This window comes from Fundicoccus sp. Sow4_H7 (genome assembly GCF_052115865.1).
Classification (GTDB): domain Bacteria; phylum Bacillota; class Bacilli; order Lactobacillales; family Aerococcaceae; genus Fundicoccus_A.
On sequence record NZ_JBQKME010000007.1, the window covers coordinates 21,782 to 47,063 of the forward strand.

21 protein-coding genes are annotated in these 25,282 nt (G+C 37.0%); 3 read left to right on the forward strand and 18 right to left on the reverse strand.

What is annotated here, in order from left to right; translation table 11 throughout:
* Nucleotides 1-68: 68 nt before the first annotated feature.
* Nucleotides 69-920 carry an aldo/keto reductase gene (locus tag ACTQ54_RS07870; protein WP_441755723.1) on the reverse strand — a complete coding sequence of 284 codons (852 nt, stop codon included), beginning with the start codon at nt 918-920 and terminating at the stop codon, nt 69-71.
* A gap of 170 nt (nt 921-1,090) precedes the next feature.
* Between ACTQ54_RS07870 and ACTQ54_RS07875 the strand changes: the two genes are divergently transcribed.
* Nucleotides 1,091-1,975, forward strand: a complete 885-nt coding sequence (locus ACTQ54_RS07875) for an AraC family transcriptional regulator N-terminal domain-containing protein (RefSeq protein ID WP_441755725.1) — start codon at nt 1,091-1,093, stop codon at nt 1,973-1,975.
* 239 nt (nt 1,976-2,214) lie between these two features.
* Here the strand turns inward: ACTQ54_RS07875 and ACTQ54_RS07880 are convergent, their stop codons facing one another.
* The 8 genes from ACTQ54_RS07880 to ACTQ54_RS07915 form a co-directional block, all read right to left on the reverse strand.
* Complete coding sequence (locus tag ACTQ54_RS07880) at nt 2,215-2,532, reverse strand: hypothetical protein (RefSeq protein ID WP_441755727.1); 318 nt, start codon at nt 2,530-2,532, stop codon at nt 2,215-2,217.
* Nucleotides 2,533-3,018: 486 nt separating this feature from the next.
* Entirely contained in the window at nt 3,019-3,435 is a 417-nt protein-coding gene (locus tag ACTQ54_RS07885; RefSeq protein WP_441755915.1) for a DUF899 family protein, read from the reverse strand.
* A gap of 198 nt (nt 3,436-3,633) precedes the next feature.
* Complete coding sequence (locus ACTQ54_RS07890) at nt 3,634-4,227, reverse strand: DUF624 domain-containing protein (RefSeq protein WP_441755728.1); 594 nt, start codon at nt 4,225-4,227, stop codon at nt 3,634-3,636.
* 76 nt (nt 4,228-4,303) lie between these two features.
* Nucleotides 4,304-5,956: an ABC transporter gene (locus ACTQ54_RS07895; RefSeq protein WP_441755730.1), complete on the reverse strand. Its 1,653-nt coding sequence runs from the start codon at nt 5,954-5,956 to the stop codon at nt 4,304-4,306.
* Between the two features lie 27 nt (nt 5,957-5,983).
* Nucleotides 5,984-6,856, reverse strand: coding sequence for a carbohydrate ABC transporter permease (locus ACTQ54_RS07900; protein WP_441755732.1), 873 nt, complete (start codon nt 6,854-6,856; stop codon nt 5,984-5,986).
* A 12-nt stretch (nt 6,857-6,868) separates the two neighbouring features.
* Entirely contained in the window at nt 6,869-7,801 is a 933-nt protein-coding gene (locus ACTQ54_RS07905) for an ABC transporter permease (protein WP_441755734.1), read from the reverse strand.
* Between the two features lie 23 nt (nt 7,802-7,824).
* Nucleotides 7,825-8,823, reverse strand: a complete 999-nt coding sequence (locus ACTQ54_RS07910) for a LacI family DNA-binding transcriptional regulator (RefSeq protein ID WP_441755736.1) — start codon at nt 8,821-8,823, stop codon at nt 7,825-7,827.
* 33 nt (nt 8,824-8,856) lie between these two features.
* Nucleotides 8,857-10,959 (reverse strand): glycoside hydrolase family 3 N-terminal domain-containing protein, encoded by a 2,103-nt coding sequence (locus ACTQ54_RS07915; RefSeq protein WP_441755737.1) that lies wholly within the window; start codon nt 10,957-10,959, stop codon nt 8,857-8,859.
* 385 nt (nt 10,960-11,344) lie between these two features.
* On the opposite strand from ACTQ54_RS07915, the gene ACTQ54_RS07920 reads away from it, so the two are divergent.
* The gene (locus ACTQ54_RS07920; RefSeq protein ID WP_441755739.1) at nt 11,345-11,707 is read left to right on the forward strand and encodes a YbaN family protein; all 363 of its coding nucleotides are present in this window, start codon (nt 11,345-11,347) and stop codon (nt 11,705-11,707) included.
* A gap of 60 nt (nt 11,708-11,767) precedes the next feature.
* Here ACTQ54_RS07920 and glmS read toward each other — a convergent pair whose 3' ends face one another.
* From glmS to ntdP, 3 genes are all read right to left on the reverse strand, one after another.
* Nucleotides 11,768-13,567 carry a glutamine--fructose-6-phosphate transaminase (isomerizing) gene (gene glmS / locus ACTQ54_RS07925; protein WP_441755741.1) on the reverse strand — a complete coding sequence of 600 codons (1,800 nt, stop codon included), beginning with the start codon at nt 13,565-13,567 and terminating at the stop codon, nt 11,768-11,770.
* Nucleotides 13,568-13,931: 364 nt separating this feature from the next.
* A complete protein-coding gene (gene pulA, locus ACTQ54_RS07930) occupies nt 13,932-15,884 on the reverse strand; it encodes a type I pullulanase (protein ID WP_441755743.1) in 1,953 nt (650 codons plus the stop codon).
* A 108-nt stretch (nt 15,885-15,992) separates the two neighbouring features.
* Nucleotides 15,993-16,544, reverse strand: a complete 552-nt coding sequence (ntdP, locus tag ACTQ54_RS07935) for a nucleoside tri-diphosphate phosphatase (protein ID WP_441755745.1) — start codon at nt 16,542-16,544, stop codon at nt 15,993-15,995.
* A gap of 179 nt (nt 16,545-16,723) precedes the next feature.
* Between ntdP and ACTQ54_RS07940 the strand changes: the two genes are divergently transcribed.
* A complete protein-coding gene (locus ACTQ54_RS07940; RefSeq protein WP_441755747.1) occupies nt 16,724-17,104 on the forward strand; it encodes a hypothetical protein in 381 nt (126 codons plus the stop codon).
* Nucleotides 17,105-17,215: 111 nt separating this feature from the next.
* Here the strand turns inward: ACTQ54_RS07940 and ACTQ54_RS07945 are convergent, their stop codons facing one another.
* The 6 genes from ACTQ54_RS07945 to recX form a co-directional block, all read right to left on the reverse strand.
* A complete protein-coding gene (locus ACTQ54_RS07945; RefSeq protein ID WP_441755749.1) occupies nt 17,216-18,349 on the reverse strand; it encodes a hypothetical protein in 1,134 nt (377 codons plus the stop codon).
* A gap of 94 nt (nt 18,350-18,443) precedes the next feature.
* Nucleotides 18,444-19,511, reverse strand: a complete 1,068-nt coding sequence (locus ACTQ54_RS07950) for a M42 family metallopeptidase (protein ID WP_441755750.1) — start codon at nt 19,509-19,511, stop codon at nt 18,444-18,446.
* A gap of 22 nt (nt 19,512-19,533) precedes the next feature.
* Nucleotides 19,534-21,294 carry an ABC transporter ATP-binding protein gene (locus ACTQ54_RS07955; RefSeq protein WP_441755752.1) on the reverse strand — a complete coding sequence of 587 codons (1,761 nt, stop codon included), beginning with the start codon at nt 21,292-21,294 and terminating at the stop codon, nt 19,534-19,536.
* Nucleotides 21,287-23,029, reverse strand: a complete 1,743-nt coding sequence (locus ACTQ54_RS07960; RefSeq protein WP_441755754.1) for an ABC transporter ATP-binding protein — start codon at nt 23,027-23,029, stop codon at nt 21,287-21,289. The genes ACTQ54_RS07955 and ACTQ54_RS07960 overlap by 8 nt, the downstream gene beginning before the upstream one ends.
* Nucleotides 23,026-24,255: an A/G-specific adenine glycosylase gene (mutY, locus tag ACTQ54_RS07965; protein ID WP_441755756.1), complete on the reverse strand. Its 1,230-nt coding sequence runs from the start codon at nt 24,253-24,255 to the stop codon at nt 23,026-23,028. The genes ACTQ54_RS07960 and mutY overlap by 4 nt, the downstream gene beginning before the upstream one ends.
* 21 nt (nt 24,256-24,276) lie before the next feature.
* Nucleotides 24,277-25,119 (reverse strand): recombination regulator RecX, encoded by an 843-nt coding sequence (gene recX, locus ACTQ54_RS07970; RefSeq protein ID WP_441755758.1) that lies wholly within the window; start codon nt 25,117-25,119, stop codon nt 24,277-24,279.
* Between the last annotated feature and the right edge of the window lie 163 nt (nt 25,120-25,282).

Here is a 25,282-nt window from a genome sequence, read left to right on the forward strand (position 1 = left end):
TTTAAATATATAGGCAAAAAACCACCCTTACCCAACAAAAAGTTGGATAAAGGTGGCTTCGTATCAAATTAAATATCTAGTTTTCTTGTTCCCAATGTTTTTACCATTTCAGGGTCACGATGAGAGAAGAAAAGACTTTCTTTTTCATCTAATTTGGCAATTTCTGCTAGATCATTTTCACTAAGTTCAAAGTCAAAAACATTAAAGTTTTCTTCCATTCTTTCCTTGCGAACAGATTTTGGAATAACAACTATGCCTCGTTGAATTAACCAACGTAAAACAACTTGAGCAACTGTTTTGTTATATTGCTGACCAATCGCTGCCAAAGTTTCATTTTGGAATAAGTTATTTTTTCCTTCTGCAAATGGACCCCACGATTCAATTTGCACACCCTGCTCTTGCATAAAAGCTGCATTAGCCACTTGCTGATGGAACGGATGTGTCTCAACTTGGTTGACCGCTGGCACGACTTCATTATGAACAATTAAATCCATTAAACGGTCCTCTTGGAAATTGCTGACCCCTATGGCTCTAACTTTCCCTTCGCGGTACAAATCCTCTATCGCCCGCCACGAACCATGCACATCTCCGTATGGCTGATGAATCAAATACAAATCAAGATAATCCAATTGCAGACGTTTGAGCGCTTTTGCAAAGGCTGCTTTTGTTTTATCATAACCTGTATCTTGAACCCAAAGCTTCGTCGTAATAAATATCTCTGCTCTATCAACACCACTATCTTTAATGGCACGACCAACGGACTCTTCATTTTGATAAGACGCAGCCGTATCAATTAAGCGATAACCGGAATCAATTGCCTGACGTACTGCCTGATAAGTCTCTTCGCCATCAGGTATTTGAAATACCCCAAAACCTAAAATTGGCATTTCAACGCCATTGTTTAAAGTTACATATTGCATCGTTAGATTACCTCCATTATATTGTTTAACCATTATCTATTATGAAGCAAAAGCTTACTTGTATGGTAGCCCATTCCATTCAATTCCTTGCCTAATCTTCTCAAATTTATTTACTTGAATAAATAGTGCATTATAATATAGAGGGGATATTTATTAGAGGGGGTTAAAAGATGACTTTGCAAAAACAAATCGCGGTGTTGGTGGAGAATAGAACTGGAACTGATGGGTCATTTTCGACTGCCATTCCTTCTCTGTCGTTGACGCGTGTGTCTCAAATAACAGTTCCCACGCATGGGGTCTACAAAACGTCCTTATGTGTGATTGTCCAAGGCGAAAAAGAAGTTCTGTTGGGTACAGATACCTATCGCTATAACTCAGATAATTATTTGGTGGCATCGGTTGACTTACCTGCTGTGGTTCAAGTAACAAAAGCTTCCATTAAACAACCCTATTTAGGTGTGGTTATTGAAATTCAGCCGCAAGAGATTTTCGATTTGTTGCGTGAAATGCCGGATGTAACAAAGCAAAAATCGGTCAAGAATAGAGGTTTGTTTGTAAGTCCACTTCAAAATCCTTTACTTGACGCTGTTAATCGTTATGTTCGTTTATTGGATACACCAGAAGATATCCTTTTATTAGGTCCTTTAATAAAAAAAGAAATCATTTATCGGTTATTGCAGGCGGAAAATGGCGATCGGTTGAAACAATTAGCCGTAGAAGGAAGCGCTACAGAGCAAATTACTCAGGTTATTCAGCATATTATGCAAAATTATGATCAGCCTCTTAAAATTGAAAGTTTGGCTAATGAAGCTAATTTAAGTGTGTCGACCTTATATAGGTATTTCAAAGAAGTAACCACCATGAGCCCTATCCAATTTCAAAAACAAATGCGTCTGCATGAAGCCCGTGGTTTGTTGTTGACGGAAGCAGTCAATGCGGCTGATGTAGCATACCGTGTGGGCTATGAAAGCCCATCACAATTTAGCCGTGAGTATGCACGCTTGTTTGGAAGACCACCTAAAGAAGATGTTAAATTTTTGGAGCAAAGATTGTAGCGGTGAGTGTTTTTAATGATGGGATAGCCATTTATAGTCTGATTAGCACTTAATTAGATAGTTGGCGGAGTGTTTAATGTCAGTTTAGTACCTAAATAGACGAAAGTGGTGGGCTAATTCGTCTGATTGTCAGCTGATTAGACGAAAGTGACCTGCTAATCCGTCCGATTGCCAGCTGATTAGACGAAAGTGACCTGCTAATCCGTCCGATTGCCAGCTGATTAGACGAAAGTGGCGGGCTAATCACGAGCAAACTGTCTGATTGCCAGCTGATTAGACGAAAGTGACCTGCTAATCCGTCTCATTGCCAGCTGATTAGACGAAAGTGACGTGCTAATCCGTCTAATTGCCATTTGATTAGACGAAAGTGGCGGGCTAATTCGTCTGATTGCCAGCTGATTAGACGAAAGTGGCGGGCTAATTCGTCTGATTGACAGCTGATTAGACGAAAGTGGCGGGCTAATTCGTCTGATTGCCAACTGGTTAGACGAAAGTGACAATCTAATCCGTCTGATTGCCAACTGATTAGACGAAAGTGACGGGCTAATCCGTCTCATTGCCAGCTGATTAGACGAAAGTGACGGGCTAATCCGTCTAATTGCCAGCTGATTAGACGAAAGTGGCGGGCTAATTCGTCTGATTGTCAGCTGATTAGACGAAAGTGGCGGGCTAATTCGTCTGATTGACAGCTGATTAGACGAAAGTGGCGGGCTAATTCGTCTGATTGACAGCTGATTAGACGAAAGTGGCGGGCTAATCCGTCTAATTGCCAGCTAAATAGACAGTTGACAAGTCTCTATTTGTCTAATTACCACCTAAATAGACGAACGACAGCGGTGGAAATGTCTATTACAAGCAAAAAGCCGTTATAAGCGTCGTAAAACAACACTTATAGCGGCTTCCATGTTTACTTTTTAATACACCAGGACGGACTCGAACCATCATCTTCAGCTTAGGAGGCCGGTGCTCTATCCCGTTGAGCTACAGGTGCGTAACGGAATAATTTTAGCGCAATTCCTCTTAGCATGCAAGAAATAATCGATTTACCAATTATCTGAATCAATGGGATTGGTGGGTAATAAATCAAAGAGATGCCATAAAATGCCAAAATTATCACTAGGCCCAAAATCGGCACTATTTACACGAATTATCTGATCTTGTTCATCGCGAACAAAGACAGATAGACCAGGTTGGTAGTCGGTATTATTTTTAAGAAAGTCCATATCGTCAGCAAAGCTATTTTCACTAACCGAAACCATTGGCATGGTCCAACCACGTTGCTTTCTAAATTCAGTTTGAACTTCAGGAACATCAGGTGTTGATAGGACGATACTAGCATGACGTTGAACAACAGGAGCTACACCATTTAAGCCATCTGCCCAAGCGGTACAATATTGACAGTGTTTACCCATATTATGAATGACGATTAATGCCTTATGGTCTCCAAATAAATCTAGTATGTGACAGGCTGATTATCAAATATTTTAAACAGTTAATTGTCTACGACTTCATCAGGAATTTGCGCACGTAATTGACTTAACTTTTCGTAATTACGAAACCTCTCCATCTCCAACGCATGAATTTCTTTTCTTACATCTCCCATCTTTATCACACCTTTATATTTTTCTACCTTCAATGTAACAAAAAATGTCCGTGATTTATAATGATTCAACTTCCTCATCAATAAACATCTCAATATTCTTCCGCATCATCGTAATATGCAACCAAACGGGAAAACTAACCAATACTAATAAAATAACTAAACCTAAAAATTGGTAAGTATACATAATTAAGAGATACATCAAAACAGGAATCCAAAAAGTTTTATATAACGTCCAAACATTAAAATAAAAAGCTAATTGAAAGACTTTTAAAAGATTGATGTCAGGATAAAAGATAAAGGCAACATAACAATTAATATTATAAGTAAACAGAAATAAAATAAATAACCAGATTAAATAATAAGTAACCATCGATGAACCAATATTTAGCTGACTAATCGTTTGGACAAAAAAGATGGAAATAATATTAAAGAATAAGAACGGAATGCTATTAAAAAGCGCATCTTTATAATAATGTTTATAAGCTTTAAATACATGCACATCTTTATAATAAATAACTTTAACCAAAGCGGTTATTGCTGGACCAATCGTTACAATCGGTAGACTACCAATGATGGTAAATAGATTAAGTAGCATCAAACGATATAAACCTACACAAAATTGGTAAAATTTTGAATCTTGACTGAACATGTAAACTCTCCTTAGCTATAAACTAAAACAACGATTCAAAAAATAGAATCGTTGTTTTATTAAAATTTAATTCAACTTATTCGCTGATAGAATAGCTGTCACCTAAACGTTCTAAGTTTTCAGCAATTTTATTATTACGGAATTCTACAAGTTGTGAATAACCGTAGTTGTCACGACTTGCTAAATAGTTATCCCAAACAACACGTCCTTCTTCAGCTGAACCAGCTTGAAGGAATGCAGCTAATGCTTGTACTCTAGCGGTATTTAATTGAACTAGATTACGTTGTTCAGAACCTGTTTTTGGATCTAAGTCTTCTAATTCGAAACGTGGAGCTGTATATGGATTATAATGCTCAACCATTTGACGAATTGAAGTTGCTGGGACTTGTCCCATTTCCATCGCATAATTATCGTTCAATGTAAACCAGTAGTTACCTACCCCTACTTCTTGGTCAAAAGTAGCAATATCAGAGTTACGTAATGCTTCTGTCTCTTCAGTAAAGACTGCTTGTCCATCAATTAATTCATATGTTTCGCCTTCAATACCAAAGGTTGCAACCATTGTACCATATTCACTTGTTAAATAAGTTAATAACTCCATCGCTTTTTGTGGTTCATCCGTGCTTGTTGTAATGAATGTTTGAGTCCAACCACCGATACCGCCACCATTAAAGACTGGATCGTCACCATTTGAATTTCTAGGTCCGTCAATCGCAATATATGTTTGTTCTGCATTACGTGCATTATTAGTTGACATAAATTCATTCAAACCTTTAGTGTTTGTATGTAAGTATGCAAAGTAGCGACCTTGTGTCATTTTTTCTTTCATTGTATTGTCATTGTCAGAGAATTGGTCAGGACTCATTAAGCCTTCGCTATAAGCTTGGCGGAATGTTTCTAACCAGGTGATATATTCTTCATCACTATCACGGTCATAATATTGTCCGTCTACAGTTGTTGGAATGCGAAGGAAGTCTTGTAAAATACCACCTAAAGCACCGTCACCACCACCAGACATATCTAAAGCTGTACTTGCGAATGCAACTAATGGCGTTCCATCATCAGATGTTGGCATATATTCAACTGCATCACGTAAAGCTTGTAAGAATCCTTCTGGCGTTGTCATATCTGGACTACCGATTGCTTCGTAAATATCTTGACGTACAATAAATACCTGGTCTGCTTGAACATTACCTGCTTCATAGTCTTCTACAGTTGTAGAGAAACTTGGATAACCATAAATATTTCCATCTTCAAGGGTATACCAGTTAATTGTTTCTGATTTAGCTGCTTCTTCTAAGAAGTAAGGATCATATTTTTCAGCTAAGATATTTAATGGGATTGCATAAGCAGAAGCTTCGGCAGCAACTGGCAAGTTTTTGTCAAAAGTCATCAGGTCTGGCAAATCTCCACCAGCTAACATGGTGTTAAGATTTTCATCATTCCCTGGAATGAATGTAACATCAATATTCATATCTTCTTTAATTTTACGGCTAACAACATCAATACCCCAATCAGAACGTGCATACCAATCAAAGTTCACATACCATGTCAATTCAGCTGGATAGTCTGTATCACTTTGCCAACTTGGTACCGTTGGATCTGGTTCAAAACGTGCCTCTGGTAAATCATAATCTTGAGCTGATACAGCAGGTACAAATGAGCCTAAACCTAATGATGCCGCAGCTAATAATGCTGCCGATAACATTTTCACTTTTTTAAATGCCATTTTTTATTAAACTCCTTTATATAAATATTATTCCTTGATTGAACCTAAAGTTAAACCTTGAACAAAATACTTTTGTAAGAACGGATAGATAATAACCACGGGAACAGTAGTAACAACCATAGTGGCAAGTTGCAAGGATTGTGATGTTGTATTACGGACAACATTCGTACCTAAGGCAACGTTTGGCGACAGATTCTCGGAAACAATGCGAAATAGCAACATTTGCAGTGGATAAAGTTCACGATTATCCACATAGATATTAGCAACCATGTAATCATTCCACTGATAGACGCCGTGGAATAAGGCGATTGTAGCTAAAACTGGCAGAGATAGAGGGAGAATAATCTTATAGAAAATCACTAGGGGATTCGCTCCATCCATCATGGCTGATTCTTCAAGTGAATCAGGTATACTTCTAAAGAAGTTCATCATAATAACCATATCGTAAAATGAAAATGCTACGGGTAAAATATATACCCAGAAATTATTTAATAGACCAATTTCTTTAAATAATAGGAAGTTTGGAATCATCCCACCATTAACGTACATGGCAATAATTCCCATATTAATATATAGTCTACGCCCTGTTAAATCACGCTTCGACATACCGTAAGCGACGATGGCTGTAACAGCCGTATGCACAATCACTCCAATCAGCGTTTTAGCAATCGAAATAACAAAGGCACGGTAAATCGCTGGATCTTCAAAAACCGTATAATAACTTTCTAATGAAAATTCTCTCGGCCAAAAATAAATACCACCTCTTACCGCATCGGTTGCATCATTAAAGGACAATGCCACAATATTCCAAAGTGGAATGGCAATAATCGCTACGAAGAAAATCATAAATACTATATTTAAGAGGTTGAATATTTTATTATCTTTGAATCTACGTTTCATATTAATCCCCCTCTAAAATACAGACTCATCACTGATTTTCTTGGTTAAATAATTCGCCAAGACAATTAAAATCAATGAAATAACTGAGACAAACAATCCAATCGCCGTTGCATAAGAGAAGTCACCTAGACGAATACCCATTCGGTAAACATAGGAATTGATAACTTCTGATGCTTGGAAGTTAACCGGGTTTTGTAGAACGAGTGTTTGATCCAAATTAGATCCTAACAAGCCACCAACTGATAAAATAAGTGTTAAGGCGATAATATGTCTAATTGAAGGAATCGTAATATGAATAATTTCATCCCATTTAGTCGCACCATCAATTTTTGCGGCTTCATATAAAGCTGGGTTTATACCTGTCATAGCAGCGATATATAAAATCGTGTTCCAGCCAATTTCTTTCCAAATATCTGAAATAACAGCAATGGCCCAATATTTATTTGGGTCAGTTAAAAAACGAATCGGTTGGTCGATTAGATTTAAGTCCATTAATAAGCTATTCACTAAGCCATTTTCAGATAACCAAGTAATGAACATCCCACCTAAAATAACCCAAGATAAGAAGTGAGGTAAGTAAGAAACAGTTTGAACCACTTTTTTCATTCGTAAAAAAACGATTTCATTTATCAAAACTGCTAATAAGATTGCTCCCGGAAATCCTATAATTAATTTCAAAAAACTAATCCCGAGCGTATTTTTCATAACATTGTAAAACATCGGATCTCTTAAGAATTCTCTAAACCAATCCAAGCCTACCCATGGTGCATCTCCGATCGATCTCAATACTGAATAATCTTTAAAAGCGATAATAATACCATACATCGGAATAAAATTGAAAATTATCATTAAGATAATCCCAGGCCATACCATTAATTGGTAAATACTTTGATTTTTTATTTTATCCCAGCTGGATCGCCGTTTTTTAATTGTTTGTTCTGCCATCAGTCTGTCCTTTCCGTTAGGGTTTAAATGATACTCCTTGAAGACTCTCTTACAATTAATTTTCCAGGCAACTCAATGGTTTGCCCTTGTGTCTTACCTTCAATTAATTTGATTAGATGATCCACTACTAGCTCACCTTGCAAATTAACTGGATTATAAATCGTGGTTAAGCCTGGTTTAAAATATTGTAGATGTTCCATATCGTCGAATCCCACAACACTAATATCTCCAGGAACGCTTCTTCCACTTTCTTGTATTGCTTGAATCACACCAATAGCACTTAAATCATTACCGGCAAATATGGCTGTAGGTAAGTCATTTTGCTTTCGTTTAAGAAAATTCCTGGTCTCAATATAGGAAATATTTTGTATGAAATTTCCTTGAATAATTAAACTTTGGTCAATTTCAATGCCAGCTTCCGTGAGTGCATCCAAGTGCCCTCGCAAACGCTCATCACTATCGTAGACACCATCAAAACTTTTAACAAATGCTATTTTCCGATGTCCAGAAGCAATTAAAAACTGCGTCATCTCCTTTCCTTTTTGATATGAATCAAATATCACACTTCCGATTGTTTCTGCTTCAATTGCCCGGTCGATAAATACCGTTTTAACACGATAATCCTTTAACATCTGGATAATTTCTTGATCAATTAAATCGACAAAACCAATCAAACCATCCATCGAATTACCTAAAATATTATTAATGAGATGCTGGCGGTCGGAAAACAGGAAAATATTAAAACTATATCCTCTTTTTCCTATTTCCCGAGCCATCACATCCGCTAAATTCGCAAAATAAGGAGCGGCTATACTTATGGTATAAAAACTGATCGTATCAGTTTGGCCTGACTTTAATTGCTTACTAATTCGGTTAGGCACATAATTTAACGACTGCGCTGCATCAATGACACGTTTTTTCGTTTTCGGTGTCACAACGGGGCTATTGTTCAATGCTTTTGACACTGTTGCTATCGAAACACCCGCTTTTTCAGCAACGTCATGAATCGTTGTTTTCCTCAATAAAAACCACTCCTTTCAATAAATATCTCTATATTATTCTGTGTATGTCCAAGTTCCTGCTAATGGTGCTAAACTGTCAAAACCAACAAATATATCAAATTTACCTGGATCCATACTGAAACTTAAGTCCGCATGCCAGTATGAAAACTCTTCTTTACCTAAGGTCAATTTACCTTGGATTGTTTCATTAGCAGCGATATTTATTTTCTTGAAATATTTTAATTCGCGCTCTGGGCGTGCGACTTCAGTCACTTTATCTTGGATATAAACTTGTAAGACTTCCGCTCCAGCAACATCAGAGTTGTTGGTCAATTGATATGAAATCTCGATGGTTGTTGAATCTACTTGCTGGATTTCTACTTGGTCAAGTTCAATTTGACTGTAGTTTAATCCAAAACCAAATGGGAACAACGGTGCGTTATCCGAATCTAAATAACGTGAGACATATTTTTGAGCATGGTTGTAAGGATTAATCCCTCTACCTGTTGATAAGTAATTGTATGACATTGGCAATTGACCGGTTGATTGTGGGAAGGTCATTGGTAATTTGGCTGAAGGATTGACTTTTCCTGATAGGACATCCGCAATCGCATTACCAGCTTCTGAACCCGGGAACCAGCTTACTAAAATAGCTTTTGTATATGGAATAATAGCTGATAAATCCATTGGACGACTGTTGATTAAAACTACAACAATATTTTGATTCCAATGATAAACATCTTTAACTAATTCAATTTGCGCTTTAGATAAGGCAATCGACGTTTTACTTGCCCCTTCTCCACCCTCATCGGATATTTCACCTAAGGCAACGATTACTTTATCACAATATTTAAGTTGGACATAGTCAATCTCACGCTCAACTAAATTTGGTTCAATACCAGCGTTTTGTAATCCTTCATGGATTGTAATTGTTTTTGAGGGATCACCAATCCAAGACCATGCCCCTAATAAATCATTGGACGCTGCTTTAGGTCCTACTAGTCCAATTCTTTCAGTATTGACATCAATTGGTAGAATCGCATCATTTTTTAATAAAACCATACTCTCGCCAGCAACTTCTCGTGTTTTTTGGCGTATTGGCGTCATATCACGGTCTAAGTTTTCATCTTTTAAGCCACGGTAAGGATCTTCAAAAAGTCCAAGTTCATTTTTTAGTTCCAACATTTTTAAAACAGAATGATCAAGCTTTTCTATTTCAACCAATCCAGATGCTACTAATTCTGGTAAAGCGTGTTGGTAAAAATCGGTGACCATGTCTATTTCTACACCTGCATCAAAGGCGCGGTATGTTGCTTCTCTTTTATCGGCAGCTACACGGTGATTCATTAATTCATTCACTGCAGCGTAGTCAGCAATTACTAATCCTTCAAAATTCATTTCATCGCGTAAAACATCTTTTAAGAGATATTTATTGGCAGTAGCGGGAATCCCACGCCAAACGTTGAACGAAGACATAACGAGTTTTACACCGGCATCAATTGCAGCTCTAAAGGCAGGTAAATGATTTTGGTAAAGGTTTAAGTCTGACATGTCAACTGTGTTATAGTCACGACCAGCTTCTGCTTCACCATAGCCGACAAAGTGTTTAACACAAGCTGCTAATGTATCTTTATCATTTAAAGAGTCACCTTGATAGCCTTCCACATAAGCGCGTGTCATTTGACTACTTAGATAAGGATCTTCACCATTACTTTCTAATACACGACCCCATCTTGAATCTCTAACTAAGTCAGCCATCGGTGAAAAAGTTAGATGGATTCCAGCACGTGTCGCTTCCAAGGCAGATAATTGGGCTGTTTCTTTTACTAATTCAGGATTAAAAGAACTTGCCAAGCCTAAAGGAATAGGGAAAATTGTTTCATAACCATGGATAACATCCGCCATAAACAACAATGGAACTTTAAGACGACTATTAGCTAAATATGTTTCTTGGATTTGGATAACATTTTCTTTAGTATGCGTCCCTAAAACTGAACCAATTTGAAAAAGTTCTTCCTTTGTCATTTCTAATTCGGTCATAGGACCTGTTACCTCACCTTGTTGTGAGAAAAACATTGGTGTGAGTTGGACAAGTTGCCCTACTTTTTCTTCTAATGTCATTTGCTCTAATAATTCTAATAATTCACTCTGCTCCACGTTTGTACCACCTTTTCTAAAAAATAAAAACGTTTTTATTTTCTGTAAAAAAATAAAATGAATCTGCTTAACTCTCGTCTTTTGGGTTAGTTTTAAAATAATTTCTTTGTTATATTGTCACAACATGATATTGTCTTAACATTAAAACCACATTGAAAACCTTAGTAAATCAACTTTTTACTAAGTAAACATTTATTTATGAATTTTAACTAACGAAATAGCCGAACTGCTTCTTCTTGAAAGAAGTATAATATAAAACGATTTCATTGTCAATAAAAACGTTTTTATTTTTTAAAGTTATTTTCTGCTCTAATTTTTTTGCGCCAAACATTTAAAAACTGTTATACTAATACTATTATTTAGACTTATATTTTTAGGAGATGTCATGAAAAAAATAATTTTATTAACGATAGGATTTATTTCATTTGGCTTAGGGGCTATAGGTGCTGTCATTCCAGTTTTACCGACCACACCTTTCCTTTTATTATCCGCTTGGGCTTTTACTCAGTCTTCTGAGCGCTTTAATCTTTGGCTTAGAGGAACAAAATTATATGACTATTATGTCGGTGACTATGAAAAAGATCGTGCCGTTCCTAGAAACAAAAAATGGCGGATTTTACTATCGACCTATACCATTATGCTTATTTCAATGTTTATCGTTCCACTTAAAGCAGTTAGAATATTTATTGCTTTATGTGGATTGATTTTCGGTTTGTTTTTATTTTTTAAAATCCCCGATCGAAAATAAATTGAAAGAAGCTCTAAGTTGACTCAATGTGGTAAGTCAGTTTAGAGCTTCTTATTTTATTTATTCAACGGTAACAGATTTGGCTAAGTTACGGGGTTTGTCAACGTCTAATCCACGGCCTAGTGAGGTGTAGTAGGCAATGAGCTGGATAACAACAGCTACAACTAAGGGAGTTAATTGTGCATGCGTTTTTGGCAAGATAAACTGATCCGATTGCTGGGCTAGATTTTGTGTACTTATGACACATGTTTTGGCACCGCGTGCTTTGACTTCTTCTAAGTTACTACGAGTATGTTTGTCCACTTTATCCTGGCTAATAATAGCAATAACTGGTGTCTCTTCTTCTATCAGGGCGATTGTTCCATGTTTTAATTCACCAGCAGCAAAGGCTTCTGTTTGAATATAAGATATTTCTTTTAATTTTAAGGCTGCTTCCATGGCAACATAGTAATCTAGAAAGCGTCCAATGTAGAAAGCATTGGGCGTTTCAAGCAAATTGTCATCGACCCATGATTTAACTAAATCTTTTTCAGCTAAAATGGTTTCCATGTTGGTTGCGACTAAACTCAATTCATGGGCAAGATTTAGTTTGTTGTTTTGGGACAACGCAGTCGCTAAGATTGCCATTACAGTAATTTGTGCAGTGTAAGCCTTTGTTGAGGCTACTGCAATTTCAGGTCCTGCATATAAGAGCATGGTGTAGCTGGACTCACGTGACAAGGTTGACCCTTTAACATTGCTAATCGTTAAAGAAGGATGGCCTAATTCATTGACAACTACCAAAGCTTGCCGACTGTCTGCTGTTTCGCCACTTTGGGAAAGAAAAATAAAGAAAGGTTTTTCACTTAACAAAGGTGGGTTATAAGCAAACTCACTGGCTAAATGCACTTCGGTTGCAACAGAGATATTTTTTTCGAAGAGGTTTTTACCTATCCAGCCGGCATGGTAGGAAGTACCACATGCAATAATATAGATTCGATCACTGTTTTGGAGAGTCTCCTTTAAACCGACTTCGACTGAAAATGTACCTGCTTCATTTTGATACTTTTGAATGAGGCGACGGATAACCGTAGGTTGCTCATCAATTTCTTTAATCATATAGTGCGGGTAGGTTCCTCTGCTAAGGTCATTCGTATCGATATCAGCCATAAATGAATCACGATGCACGGGCGTGCCGTTTAAATCTGTTATTTTTACAGAGTCTTTGTGTAAAACAATGATTTCTTTGTCTTTTAATTCAATGTATTCACGAGTTAAATCAATTGTTGCCATGGCATCAGAGCTAATCGTATTAAAGCCGTCCCCTTTTCCAACCAACAATGGACTTTTATTTTTGGCTGCATACAAAATGTCCGAATTTTGTTTGTCAATCAAGCCAAAAGCATAAGATCCTTCAATTAAAAATAAGACTTTTTGAAATGCTGCTTGTGTGCTTAATGTGTTTGTCTCTGCGAAATATTCAATTAAAGCAACAATAATTTCTGTATCCGTATTGGATCGAAAATGCGTCTCTTTTAAATATTCTTCACGCAGTTCTTTGTAATTTTCAATGACACCGTTGTGTACCAAGGCATAACGGCCATTCGGCGATAAATGTGGATGAGCATTTTCTATCGTTGCTGGTCCATGTGTTGCCCAGCGCGTATGGCCAATCCCTAAGTCTGCAGGAAAATCAAAATCAACTTTTGCTTTTAAGCCTTTAATGCGGCCAGCTTCTTTGACTAATTGAAATTCACTCGCTTCCTTGTTCAACAAAAAAATCCCTGCTGAGTCATAGCCTCGGTATTCTAATCGCTCTAATCCATTTATTAATCCTTCTTGGACATTTTTCTTTCCTATAATTCCGACAATTCCACACATAATTCCATTTCCTCATTTCGTGTTTTAATGTCGCTTCTAGGTGCTGAATCAGGTTCTGTTTTATATTCGCATATAAGTTTTAGCCCTCTTCTTTAGGTTGCACAACCTTGAGTCATCCGCCGAATCTTTCGATAAACTCAATCCTCGTCACCTTAAAATTTTTAAGGCCTGGCGCTATCCATTTTGTCCTCTCATTTTTTTCTCTAAAAGCACTAAAATAAATTACACTATTTTCTTGTAGTTGTCAATAGCCCATAATCCCTTTATCTCAAGTAAACATCACTATTTATATATAAAAAGCAATTAAATCTACGCTACAAACGCCTACTTAATTGCTTCAATTAATTAATATTTATTTTTTGTTTTAGGAAAGGTATTGCTTTAAGACAATGGAAGTATAAGGTTCAATCGCAATCGTATTGATCATTGGGGTAACAGTGTGATCATCGAGATGAACTGTACCGTCAATTAACTTAACTATATACTCGCCTTCATCTAGTGGATAATTAACTCGGTTATTTTGTGCATTAAAGACGACAATTAAGCGTTGATTATCCTTTTTGTATTCAAAAGCCACAATCTGATAGTCTGCCCGCAACAAGGTCATGGTCTCTTTGATTTCATCGTAGGTACTTAAAGTCAATAAAGGTTCAGACTGACGTAAAGCTATCAATTTGCGCGTCAACTCAACGGAATGCCGGTAAGTTTCTTGACGCATCCAATCAATTTGATTGATAGCATCCAAACTATTATAACTATCTCTCACCCCATTTTTAGTCCGTAAAAATTCTTGACCTGCATGAATAAAGGAAATGCCTTGAGATAATAATACAATAGTCGTTGCCATTTCATGTCGTTTAATCAAGGTATCTTTATCTAGATTGGGGTCGGCGGCTGTTAAGCGGTCATAAAGTGTGTAATTATCATGTGCTTCTACATACTGTATCAACTGTTTAGGGTCATCATAATTTCCAAAATCAACACCCGCCATAAAGTTTTTAGCTAGTTTTTGTTCCATATACCAAGCACCATTAATAAAGCCACGGGCTTTGGCATCAAAATCATTCCCTTTTAAAGCTTCACGCAGTCCATCATTAAATTGCCCAATTCTTGGCATAAAACTGGCATTATTATGTGACGCTTTTTTATCACTGTCTAATGCTGTAGCTAAATCCCAGCCTTCACCAAATAACAGGATGGATGGATCAATCGCATCTAAAGTCTTACGCACTTCATTCATCGTGGTAATGTCATGAATCCCCATTAAATCAAAACGGAACCCATCAATATGATATTCCTCTACCCAATATTTAACACTATCTAAAATATACTTACGCATCATATAACGTTCTGAAGCCGTATCATTCCCTACACCTGTCCCATTAGACAATCTGCCCGCCTCATCATAGCGATAAAAATATCCCGGAACAGTTTTATGGAAACTTTGATGTTCTACTTCATAGACATGGTTATAAACAACATCCATAATGACTCGAATTCCTGCATCATGTAACGCTTTTATCATTTGCTTTAATTCCGTAATCCGTAAAAACGGATCGTAAGGATTTGTTGAATAAGATCCTTCTGGCGCATTGAAATTATAAGGATCATAACCCCAATTGTATTCCACTGGTTCTTCAACCGTTTCATCGACCGTGGCATAATCAAAGATTGGTAAAAACTCAACATGAGTTACCCCTAATTTTTTCAAATAGTCAATCCCCGTTGGTGATCCAACTTTATTTTTGGTTCCTTTTTCAGTAAAAGCCAAAAATTTTCCTCGATGACTTATGCCACCATTATCATCAACAGAAAAATCACGAACATGGAGTTCATAAATAATAGCCTTACTTTTGTCTTCAAAAGCTGGCATTCTCTCGCCCCAACCTTCAGGGTTTGTTCGTTTTAAATCGACAACAACCGAACGGTGTCCATTAACCGTAACAGCCTTTGCATAAGGATCAACAGTCATTTTAACGCTAGAATCTAAAAAAGTTAAGCGATAACGGTAAGTCAAACCATGCTGGTCACCATCAATTCTTTTTTCAAAAATCCGATTATCGGCTGACCGTGACATGAGAATGGTTTTCTTTAGACTACCGTAATAGCCATCGTAAATCATAATTTCAACTTGTGAAGCAGTTGGTGCCCACAATTTAAACTCAGTGTATTCAGGTGTATAGATCGCACCAAGATTTCCGGTGTAATAATTCCGAGAAACAAAAACAGCATCGCGTGTCATCAATCGTAAGGCATCTTTTATTTGTTTTTGTCTTAATTCATTCGTGGGATCAGGTAGTTTACTATATCTTTTCATTTTAATCTCCCATTTTTCTTTTTAGTAACTCTACTTTACATGCAAATAAAAAAAAACACAACTCAAGCAAGTTGTGTTTAACGTCAAACAGTGAATTCATTACTATTGTTAGTTATGTCGATGTTTTTTTCGATGGGTTAATTGTATATAGCGTTCGTACCAGATATTAACAAACTCCGGAGAGAATGGACCTTTTTTCTCATCAATCCAACGAACAAGTTCTTGAATATTATATTTTAAAATAGGGTCTATTTCATCAGGATAATTGTATTTTTTCGTATGTATTTCATATTCGTCAACATCCAACAAACGTTTTTCTCCATCAGGAAACACTTTAATATCTAAATCATAATCGATATATTTTAAAGCTTCATTATCGATTAAATAAGGAGATGCTAAATTACAATAATATGTCACGCCTCTTTTACGTATCATGGCCACAATATTAAACCAAAAGTGTTTATGAAAATACATTAGAGCGACTTCCCTTGTAACCCATCTTCTCCCATCTGCTTCAGTTACTAAAGTATGATCATTACATCCAATGATTGATTGATCACTTGTTTTTAGCACCATATTATCGCGCCAAGTCCGATGCAATGAACCGTCATGTTTATAACTTTTAATAGTGATGAATTCACCTTCTCTGGGCTGCTTCATCACTTATCCTCTTTCTGTTTGCGTTCATTTTATGATTTACATCATAAATCTATCCTTTTGCATTATAACATAAGAGGAAGAAGTCTGGTGACTTTTTAGCTGTTTTTATTTTAAAACTTTCACCCCCATTATTTTAATAAATATCTCCTTAGGAAAAGTAGGAAGTAGTACCCAAGTTTTTGAAAAATAAATGCGAAGCAGGGAAACGCAGGGAAGTAAAACAGTGGGAAGGGAACCTGTTTGGCAAACGCAGGGAACTAAATCCGTTTGAGGGGTACGCGTTTGCTGAACGCAGGGAACTAAATCCGTTTGAGAGGTACGCGTTTGCTAAACGCAGGGAACTAAATCCGTTTGAGGGGTACGCGTTTGCTGAACGCAGGGAACTAAATCCGTTTGAGGGGTACGCGTTTGCTAAACGCAGGGAACTAAATCCGTTTGAGGGGTACGCGTTTGCTAAACGCAGGGAACTAAAATCACCGGATGGGAACGCGTTTACCATAGACAGGCAAAGGGAGGCGTTCAGCAAACATCAGTCAGCCCCTATCAACTTGATTATCTAAATAAATATCTCCTGGAGTAAGCAATGAGCACTAATGAAAACCAAAAACCCCATCGTTAGGAGCAATTACCTAACGATGGGATTTTACAAGCTACTTTTTTAATCTATTCCATTACTCTTCAGTAGAGTCAGATTCATCTGTCGTTGATTCTGATTCTTCAACAGATTCTTCTGAACTTTCATCGGTTGACTCTTCAGCTGCGGACTCTTCAGAACTTTCAGTTTCTTCATCTGCTGATTCTTCGGTTGTTTCTTCCTCTGCTGGTTCTTCTTCAGCAGGTTCAGTCACTTCTTCAATTGCTTCAGCATCGTCAGCAGTAGGAATGCGAGCTTCTTCATTTGTCATACCATCCGCGTAAGCAGAAAGCTTATAGTACATTAAGTAGTCAAAGCCAGCGCCACCAGCACCTAAAGGCTCATCATAAACTTGAGTGATTTTTCCATCTTCAAAGAAGAAAAACTCGATTAAGGTATCGTCATAATTCGTTCCACTAAAGGTCGTAAAAACTTCTACAGGTTTTTCATCATGGAACATCATCGCATGACCAGTAAAGACCGGATTCTCAGCAGCTAATTCTTCAACGGTTGCATTACTTTCAAGTAATTCATTGACACGTTCGGCTGCCATAAAAGTATCATAGTCGATATCATGGTAGTTATTGACAAGTCCTACTAAAATTGCCTCATCTTCATAGAAGTACACATATAAAGTAGCTAATTTTTCTTCGGGCTCTTCCGTCACAACAGTATCACCATCGGTTAACTCTTCAGTTGACTCTTCATCACTTGCCGCTTCACTTTCTTCTTCTAACATCGCTTGACTAATATCTTCTTCACCATTGTACACATACTCTAAAATCGTTTCAGTTTCTGATAACTCATAGGCCTGAGGTTCTACCCCACCATCAAAGTTTACAGCAATTTCTTCCATTGACGGTCCAAGATCATAACCATAATAAATATCTCCAACTTGGAACTGATTTAGAAAGTCAATATAATATTTTTTCGCTTGAGTTGTCGCTGGCGTACCCGCTTCTTCCGTGACCAACGCCTCAACATTCGCAATAATCTCAGAAGGATCAAAGCTTGTACCCTCTTCTTCGTTCGCATCTGTTTCTTCAGAGCTTACCTCTTCAACTTGACTGGAGTCTTCCGACGAACTTTCTTGAGCTAGAAAAGCAGTTGTTGAATAGGATAGCTGACTCGCTAGTAATCCAGCAACAGTAACTTTCAGAAATTTCTTCATTAATAGTTCTCCTTTTTACAATTGATTGTATTTCACTTATTGAAATACATGTACATATTATACTTAATCAGAGAATTAAATGATAATAATATGATTAGTCAATCATAGCCGACTCTAGATAAGCCACTAAAAGATTATAGGTAGCATCAACCGATTGAGCATGAGTACGTTCAAAGGCATGACTTGCATCAATGCCTGCTCCCAATAAGCCATGACGGACATCAGCCCCAGCTTTCATTGCCGCTGATGCATCACTTCCGTAATATGGATAAATATCAAGTTTATAAGGGATATTATTTTCTTGTGACAATTTAACTAATTGGTTACGTAAACCAAGATGATAAGGTCCGCTGCCATCTTTCACACAAATGGAAACTGTATATTCATCTGACTGCTGGTCATCCCCCAATGCCCCCATATCAACGGCTAGATACTCAACTACTTCATCCGAAATATTTGAATTACCACCATAACCAATTTCTTCATTGGTTGAAATATAGAAATGAGTGCTGTGGGCTAGTTTAATTTCATTTTTTGAAACTGCCTGAATAATCTCTAATAATAAAGACACACTGACTTTATCGTCCAAATGTCGTGATTTAATATAACCATTATCGGTAATCTCTACACGCGATTCAAAACTAATAAAATCTCCTACTTCAATCCCTAACTCACGGACATCGGCTTCTGAATTAACCAACTCATCGAGACGGATTTCCATATTATCTTGATTGCGTTCTGCCGTACGAGCATCTTTATACACATGAACACTGGTTTGATGCATTAAAATCGTCCCGGTGAACATTTTGTCAGACATTGAAGAATGAATTGTACAATAAGTACCTTCGATTGAGTTATACGTAAAGCCACCAATTAAATCAATTTTGATGCGCCCATTAGGCTTTATCGCACGGACAATTGCTCCTAAGGTATCGACGTGAGCAGTCACAAAACGATGTTTGTTGGTATCTTTTCCTTCTAGTGAAACAAGTAAGCCACCTTTTGGAGTATGCTCAACTTTTACCCCCGAGGCTTCTAATTCATTTTGGATTTGGGCAATAATATTTTGCGTATAGCCGGTTGGTGAAGGGATATTGGTTAAAGCAGCGATATTTATTAGGCGGTTTTTCGATTTTTCATTCAGTACATAGTCTTTTAGCATAGTTTTGCTCCTTTATGGTGTATTAGTAATCATCTGTTTGGGTTGTAGTTGTTTGCATGCGATAATATAAGCCTTTCATCCGCATCAGGCTGTCGTGATTGCCTTGTTCAACAATTTGACCTTGATTCATAACGAGAATGATATCGGATTGTTGAATGGTTGAAAGTCGATGGGCGATAATAAAGCTTGTTCGACCTTCCATTAATGTTTGTAAAGCTTCTTGAATCAAAATTTCTGTCCGTGTATCGATGGATGAGGTGGCTTCGTCTAGGATTAATAACTGTGGTAGCTCTACAAATATACGTGCAATCGTTAATAATTGGCGTTGGCCTTGGGATAAGGATGCGCCGGCATCGGATAGATAGGTATCGTAGCCTTGTGGTAATTGTTCAATAAAATGATGCGCCCGTGCAGCTTTTGCTGCTTCAATAACTTGTTCACGGCTTGTATCAGGATAGCCATAGGCTATATTATCATGGATGGTTGCGGTTTTTAACCAGGTTTCTTGTAGAACCATCCCAAACTGGGCTCGTATAGAGTCCCTTGTAAAGTCTGTAATTGGCTGATTATCAATTAAAATCTGTCCACTCTTTAGATCATAAAAACGCATGAGCAAGTTAATTAACGTTGATTTACCCGCACCAGTTGGACCGACAATCGCAACTTTTTGGCCCCTTGGAACAGATAAGGTTAAATTCTCAATTAATTTTTGATTAGGGACATACGAAAAGCTTGCTTGATTAAAGGTAACTTTTCCTTCAATATCTTTTGAATCTAAAATTCGCAGGCCTGTTTCTTGCTCAGGTTCACGGTCAATCAAGTCATACAAACGTTCCGCACAGGCAATCGCACTTTGTAATTCGGCCAAGACGTTTGAAATCTCATTAAAGGGCTTCGTATATTGATTGGCATAATTTAAAAATGTTGTCAGAGAACCAACGGTAAACGTTCCTTGCATAATTCGAATGGCACCAAAAAATGTTAAGGATGCGTAAATTAAAGCATTGATAAAACGGGTGGTCGGATTAATCGTGGACGAATAAAAGATAGCCTTTTGAGAATAATCCGCATATTGGTGGTTGATTGGACCAAACTGTTCGATGACTTCTGATTGGTAATTAAATAAGCGAACAATCTCATTTTGTTGAACGTGCTCTTCTATCATTTGTGTATGCATACCGCGATACTGCGTTTGTTTTTGGAAATATTGGTAGGAACGCCCTGCAATAAAACGGGCAAAGAACAAGGATATTGGTGTAAGGACAACGACAATTAACATCATTAATAAGTCAATTTGTCCCATCGTAAAAATCGTAATAAGAATCGTTAAGACCCCTGCGAATAGTTGGTTAATGATCATAATAATCCCATCTGCTAATTGCTCCGCATCTGTCGATATACGACTGACCAAGTCCCCTGTCGATTGACGGTCTAAAAAGCTTAACGGCATTTTATGAACTTTTTCTATGCTTTTCTCACGTAAGATGCCAACCGCTTTATAGGTCATCTGATTATAAATAACGGGATTGGACCACTGTAGAAACACATTAATTAAAACAACAATGGCAATTTGTATTAAAATACGACTTAATACATCAAAGTTAACCTGATTAACCGTGATCGTTTGGTCAATCGCCAAACCAATCAGAATCGGTAAATAAATCGTTAAAGCAACTTGAGCCACTGTTCCAATAATCGATAAAATAAATAACAACTTTTGATCCCATAATAAATTAAACACACGTCGCATGGTTGTAAACGAATTTGTATTTTGCTTACTCATTATTCGTAACCTCCTTGACCTGTTGTGATTGATGAATTTCTTGATAAACATCAACGGATTTTAATAAGTCTTCATGTTTACCAAAACCAAGTTGTTTACCTGAATCTAAAACTAAAATATTGTCCGCCGCTTCAATACTTCTAGTCCGTTGTGAAATCATAAAGATTGTTCGATCAGAATAGTATTTATTCAAAGCGATACGAAATTGATTTTCGGTCAGAAAATCAATTGCAGAAGTTGAGTCGTCAAAGATTAAAATAGGTGCAGATTTTACAAGAGCTCGAGCGATGGTTAAACGTTGCCTTTGTCCACCTGAAAAGTTTCGACCAAAAGCTTCAACCCTCTCGTCTAGTCCATTTTCCTTTTGGCGGATAAACTCCGTTGCTTGGGCTGCATCCAAGGCCTGCCATAATTCTTCTTCTGTAGCCTCTGGATTCCCAACTAAAAGATTCGACCGAATTGTCCCTTGAAATAATGTCGCTTTTTGCGGAACAATACTGATTTGTTTTCGAATATCGTTCCGAGTACTAACATCCAATAATTGATCGTTAAACCAAATAGAACCTGCTTCTGGGTCATAGGTTTTCGTTAACAAGGAAATCAGTGCGGATTTCCCTGCCCCAGTTCCTCCAATCACACCAATCATCTCACCTTGGTTGACTGTAAAATTCAAGCCTTCCAATACTGGTCGGCGGTTATTTGGATAAGTAAAGATGACATCTTCAAAGACAATTTGTGTGTTTGCTTTAATAGGCGTAGTACCAGGAGCATCATTGTCAAAGTGTTGTTCTTCATCAGCAATTTCAAGCACTTCTACTACCCGTTGCGCACTAACAAGCGAACGGTTTAACACCATAACAACCATGGCTAATTTAATTAATTCAACTAAAATCGCCAATAAATAATTTACTAAAGCAACCAGTTGCCCTTGGGTTAAAGTCCCTTCATTGATGAAGTTTCCGCCCTGCCAAATGACTAAAATTAAAGTGACATTCACTACTAAATAGGTTAAAGGGTTCGTTAAAACACTAATAAAACCTACCTTGATTTGGTCTTTGGTTAATTGGTCATTTTCATTTTTAAATTGCGTAAATTCCCGATCACCTTGCCTAAATGCACGGATAACGCGGATACCTTGGATTTGCTCGGAAGTGATAGTCACCAAGCGATCCAAAGTCTTCCTAGCTTTGGCATACAATGGGGCTGAAAAGTAAGTAATCGATCCAATGATTAAAAATAAAATAACAATCATGGCTAAGAAATAGCTTGTCATTCGTAAATCAATATTCATTGCCATGATTAAGGAACCGACTACGATAAAAGGCGATCTTAAAAACAAGCGAAAAAATGTATTCAAGCCTGATTGGATTTGAAAAGTATCACTTGTATTACGCGTCACCAGACTCGACGGTGATATGCGATCGACGGATTCTTTTGATAAATACGTTATTTTTTCAAATAAGTCATGATTTAAGTTTTCAGCAAAGCCAATTGCCGCTTTAGCTGAAAAATACTGCGCACTGATTGAAAATATTAAGCCAACAAAAGCCAAAGCAAACATGATGACGATATATTGAATGACATTATTTCGGTTACCAGACGGAATTGCTACATCGATGACAATAGCGACAATCGATGGAACAAGTAACTCTAATAAAGCTTCAACTAATTTAAATATTGGCCCTAAAAAGCTCGGCAGTTTATAACCATCAAAATACTTTAATAATCGTTTCATTTTTCACCTTCACCCTTGTATTCTCTAATATTTTGCATCATTTTTTCCTGTAAAGTTGAAACAGCTAATTCATTCTCTTTGTCGACCCATTTAATGCTATCGGCCAAAGCAAATGGCACTGATTTTGCTTTTAAATAGACCGGTATAATTTGAACATGCCATACCCGATGACTAAAGACATGCTTAATCACAGGAAATTGATTAAATAAATAACGCTCATTTTGTGTTTTTTGAATACTAAGTTGATAAGTCGTTGCTTCGACTTGGTCTACTTCTTGAATTGAATCCGCTTCTTCCAAAATGTTGGCTAATTCTGTCATAATCCATTCATCTAAAAGCTGAAGCAAGTCACTCTCAGTTTGACCTTCATTTATTTGACTCACTTCTAGCATTGGAAGATGCCATAAGCGACTTAACAATTCTTGTTGTGAATGCTGACGCATCATGACTTGACCATCCTCATTTTGGATATAATAAGCTAAAAAGTAATGATGGCTTTGCTTAACCTTCTTCTTTTTAACCGGATATAAATGGGCTGTTCCATTTTGATAGGAAGCATCAAAATCTTTTAAGGGATTCAATTCAGGGGTTAGATTCGATGGCGTCATAATGGTTGCCCCTACGTCCATCAAGGCTTGATTAAAATCGCCTGGCCTATCAGGATCGATAATGACATCTAATATTTCTTCGATAATTTTCCTCGTTCGTTGTTCCCCAATGTCCAAATCCATTTCAAACAAACGCGCGGTAATACGCATTAGATTACCATCGACAGCTGCCCTAGGTATCCCAAATGCGATGCTGCCAATAGCGGCGGCTGTATAAGGTCCTATCCCTTTTAAAGATAATAATAGCTTGTAATCATTTGGCAGTACGCCATCAAAATCTGTCATTATTTGTTGAGCAGCTATCTGCATATTATTGACACGCGAATAATAACCTAAGCCTTGCCATAAATGATAAAGTTTTTCTCTATCCACTTTGGCTAGTGCTGCAACTGTTGGCAATTCGCTAATAAAACGTAGATAATAGGGAATTACTGTTTGCACTTGCGTTTGCTGCAACATAATTTCACTGACCCATATAAAATAGGGATTATTGGTTTTTCGCCAAGGTAAGTCACGGCGGTTTTGGTCATACCAATCTAAAAGCACTTTTCTAAATGCACTAATTTTTTGTTTATCCCAGTGGTATTTATTCAAATAGTCTTTTGCTATTTCATTCAATCGCTAATCCTCTTTCTATTCCTATAACACGTCGAATTTTTCTTTATGCTCATTAATCCATGCCTGAATGGTTTCAAAATCAAACCCTTTTCGATATAGGCCTTCTTTTACTTTTTGTTCTAGCTCTCTGCCCTGAAATTTGGCTTGTCGTCTGCGCATTATTTTTTCTGCTTCATTTTTAATTAAGGCATCCTCATCGTTATCCAAACAATCAAAGGAAAAGGCATTCATCCATTCCATGACCAATTCATGGTCAAAGCCTTTAAGCATTAAATGTTGTTGTAGGCGTAGTTTCAACGCTTTAAGGGGATATTTTTGATTAGACCGGATAAATTTTTCTGCCAAATGTTCAATATTGTCGCTTTGTTCTTCTATACTATACTGTTCCAGTGCTTTTTCTACGGTTTCTTTAGTAATCCCCTTAGTCATTAATTCTTGTTGAATGACCTGTGGCCCTTTACGGTTTATGTTAGCCTTAGTCCGGACATAAGCTTCGGCATAACTTAAATCGTCCATTAAGTTTAAATCGACGAGCCTTAGGATTGTTTTATCAATATCTTCTTTTTGGTCTTCAATCTCATGGTCATTTAAACCATTGTCTTTCAATTGCTTGATTAAATATTGCGTCATTTCTTTTTTGGTCCGTAAACCATAAGATAAATAATTTAATGCCTTATTAAATAGATATTCTGTTGCTTCAGCTGCTTTAATGGCATCAATTTCCTCTTGTGTTAAACTTTGATTTTTAGTCAACGCAAACTTAATGAGAACCTGTTCACTGACACCAAAAGCAAAATCTTCATCAATAAAAATCGAATAGCGTTCTTTATTTTTTGTTTGCCGGGCTATTTTCGTTATTTTCATAAGCCATCCCTTCTTTAAAATATCTATTAAAAATTTTTCTGTAGTTAATTCCTTGAATACTTTATGATATGCTAGTAGTTAAAATAAGCATTAAAAATTGTAAAAAGTATTTATTGTTTTGTATCAACTTATTTTGAATTTACACTCTTAATGGTACCATATT

Bases quoted from the DNA above. Each gene is read 5' to 3' on its own strand.
- ACTQ54_RS07870 (WP_441755723.1), bottom strand. From the start codon at position 920: ATGCAATATGTAACTTTAAACAATGGCGTTGAAATGCCAATTTTAGGT.
- ACTQ54_RS07875 (WP_441755725.1), top strand. From the start codon at position 1,091: ATGACTTTGCAAAAACAAATCGCGGTGTTGGTGGAGAATAGAACTGGA.
- ACTQ54_RS07880 (WP_441755727.1), bottom strand. From the start codon at position 2,532: ATGAGACGGATTAGCCCGTCACTTTCGTCTAATCAGTTGGCAATCAGA.
- ACTQ54_RS07890 (WP_441755728.1), bottom strand. From the start codon at position 4,227: ATGTTCAGTCAAGATTCAAAATTTTACCAATTTTGTGTAGGTTTATAT.
- ACTQ54_RS07895 (WP_441755730.1), bottom strand. From the start codon at position 5,956: ATGGCATTTAAAAAAGTGAAAATGTTATCGGCAGCATTATTAGCTGCG.
- ACTQ54_RS07900 (WP_441755732.1), bottom strand. From the start codon at position 6,856: ATGAAACGTAGATTCAAAGATAATAAAATATTCAACCTCTTAAATATA.
- ACTQ54_RS07905 (WP_441755734.1), bottom strand. From the start codon at position 7,801: ATGGCAGAACAAACAATTAAAAAACGGCGATCCAGCTGGGATAAAATA.
- ACTQ54_RS07920 (WP_441755739.1), top strand. From the start codon at position 11,345: ATGAAAAAAATAATTTTATTAACGATAGGATTTATTTCATTTGGCTTA.
- glmS (WP_441755741.1), bottom strand. From the start codon at position 13,567: ATGTGTGGAATTGTCGGAATTATAGGAAAGAAAAATGTCCAAGAAGGA.
- pulA (WP_441755743.1), bottom strand. From the start codon at position 15,884: ATGAAAAGATATAGTAAACTACCTGATCCCACGAATGAATTAAGACAA.
- ntdP (WP_441755745.1), bottom strand. From the start codon at position 16,544: ATGAAGCAGCCCAGAGAAGGTGAATTCATCACTATTAAAAGTTATAAA.
- ACTQ54_RS07945 (WP_441755749.1), bottom strand. From the start codon at position 18,349: ATGAAGAAATTTCTGAAAGTTACTGTTGCTGGATTACTAGCGAGTCAG.
- ACTQ54_RS07950 (WP_441755750.1), bottom strand. From the start codon at position 19,511: ATGCTAAAAGACTATGTACTGAATGAAAAATCGAAAAACCGCCTAATA.
- ACTQ54_RS07955 (WP_441755752.1), bottom strand. From the start codon at position 21,294: ATGAGTAAGCAAAATACAAATTCGTTTACAACCATGCGACGTGTGTTT.
- ACTQ54_RS07960 (WP_441755754.1), bottom strand. From the start codon at position 23,029: ATGAAACGATTATTAAAGTATTTTGATGGTTATAAACTGCCGAGCTTT.
- recX (WP_441755758.1), bottom strand. From the start codon at position 25,119: ATGAAAATAACGAAAATAGCCCGGCAAACAAAAAATAAAGAACGCTAT.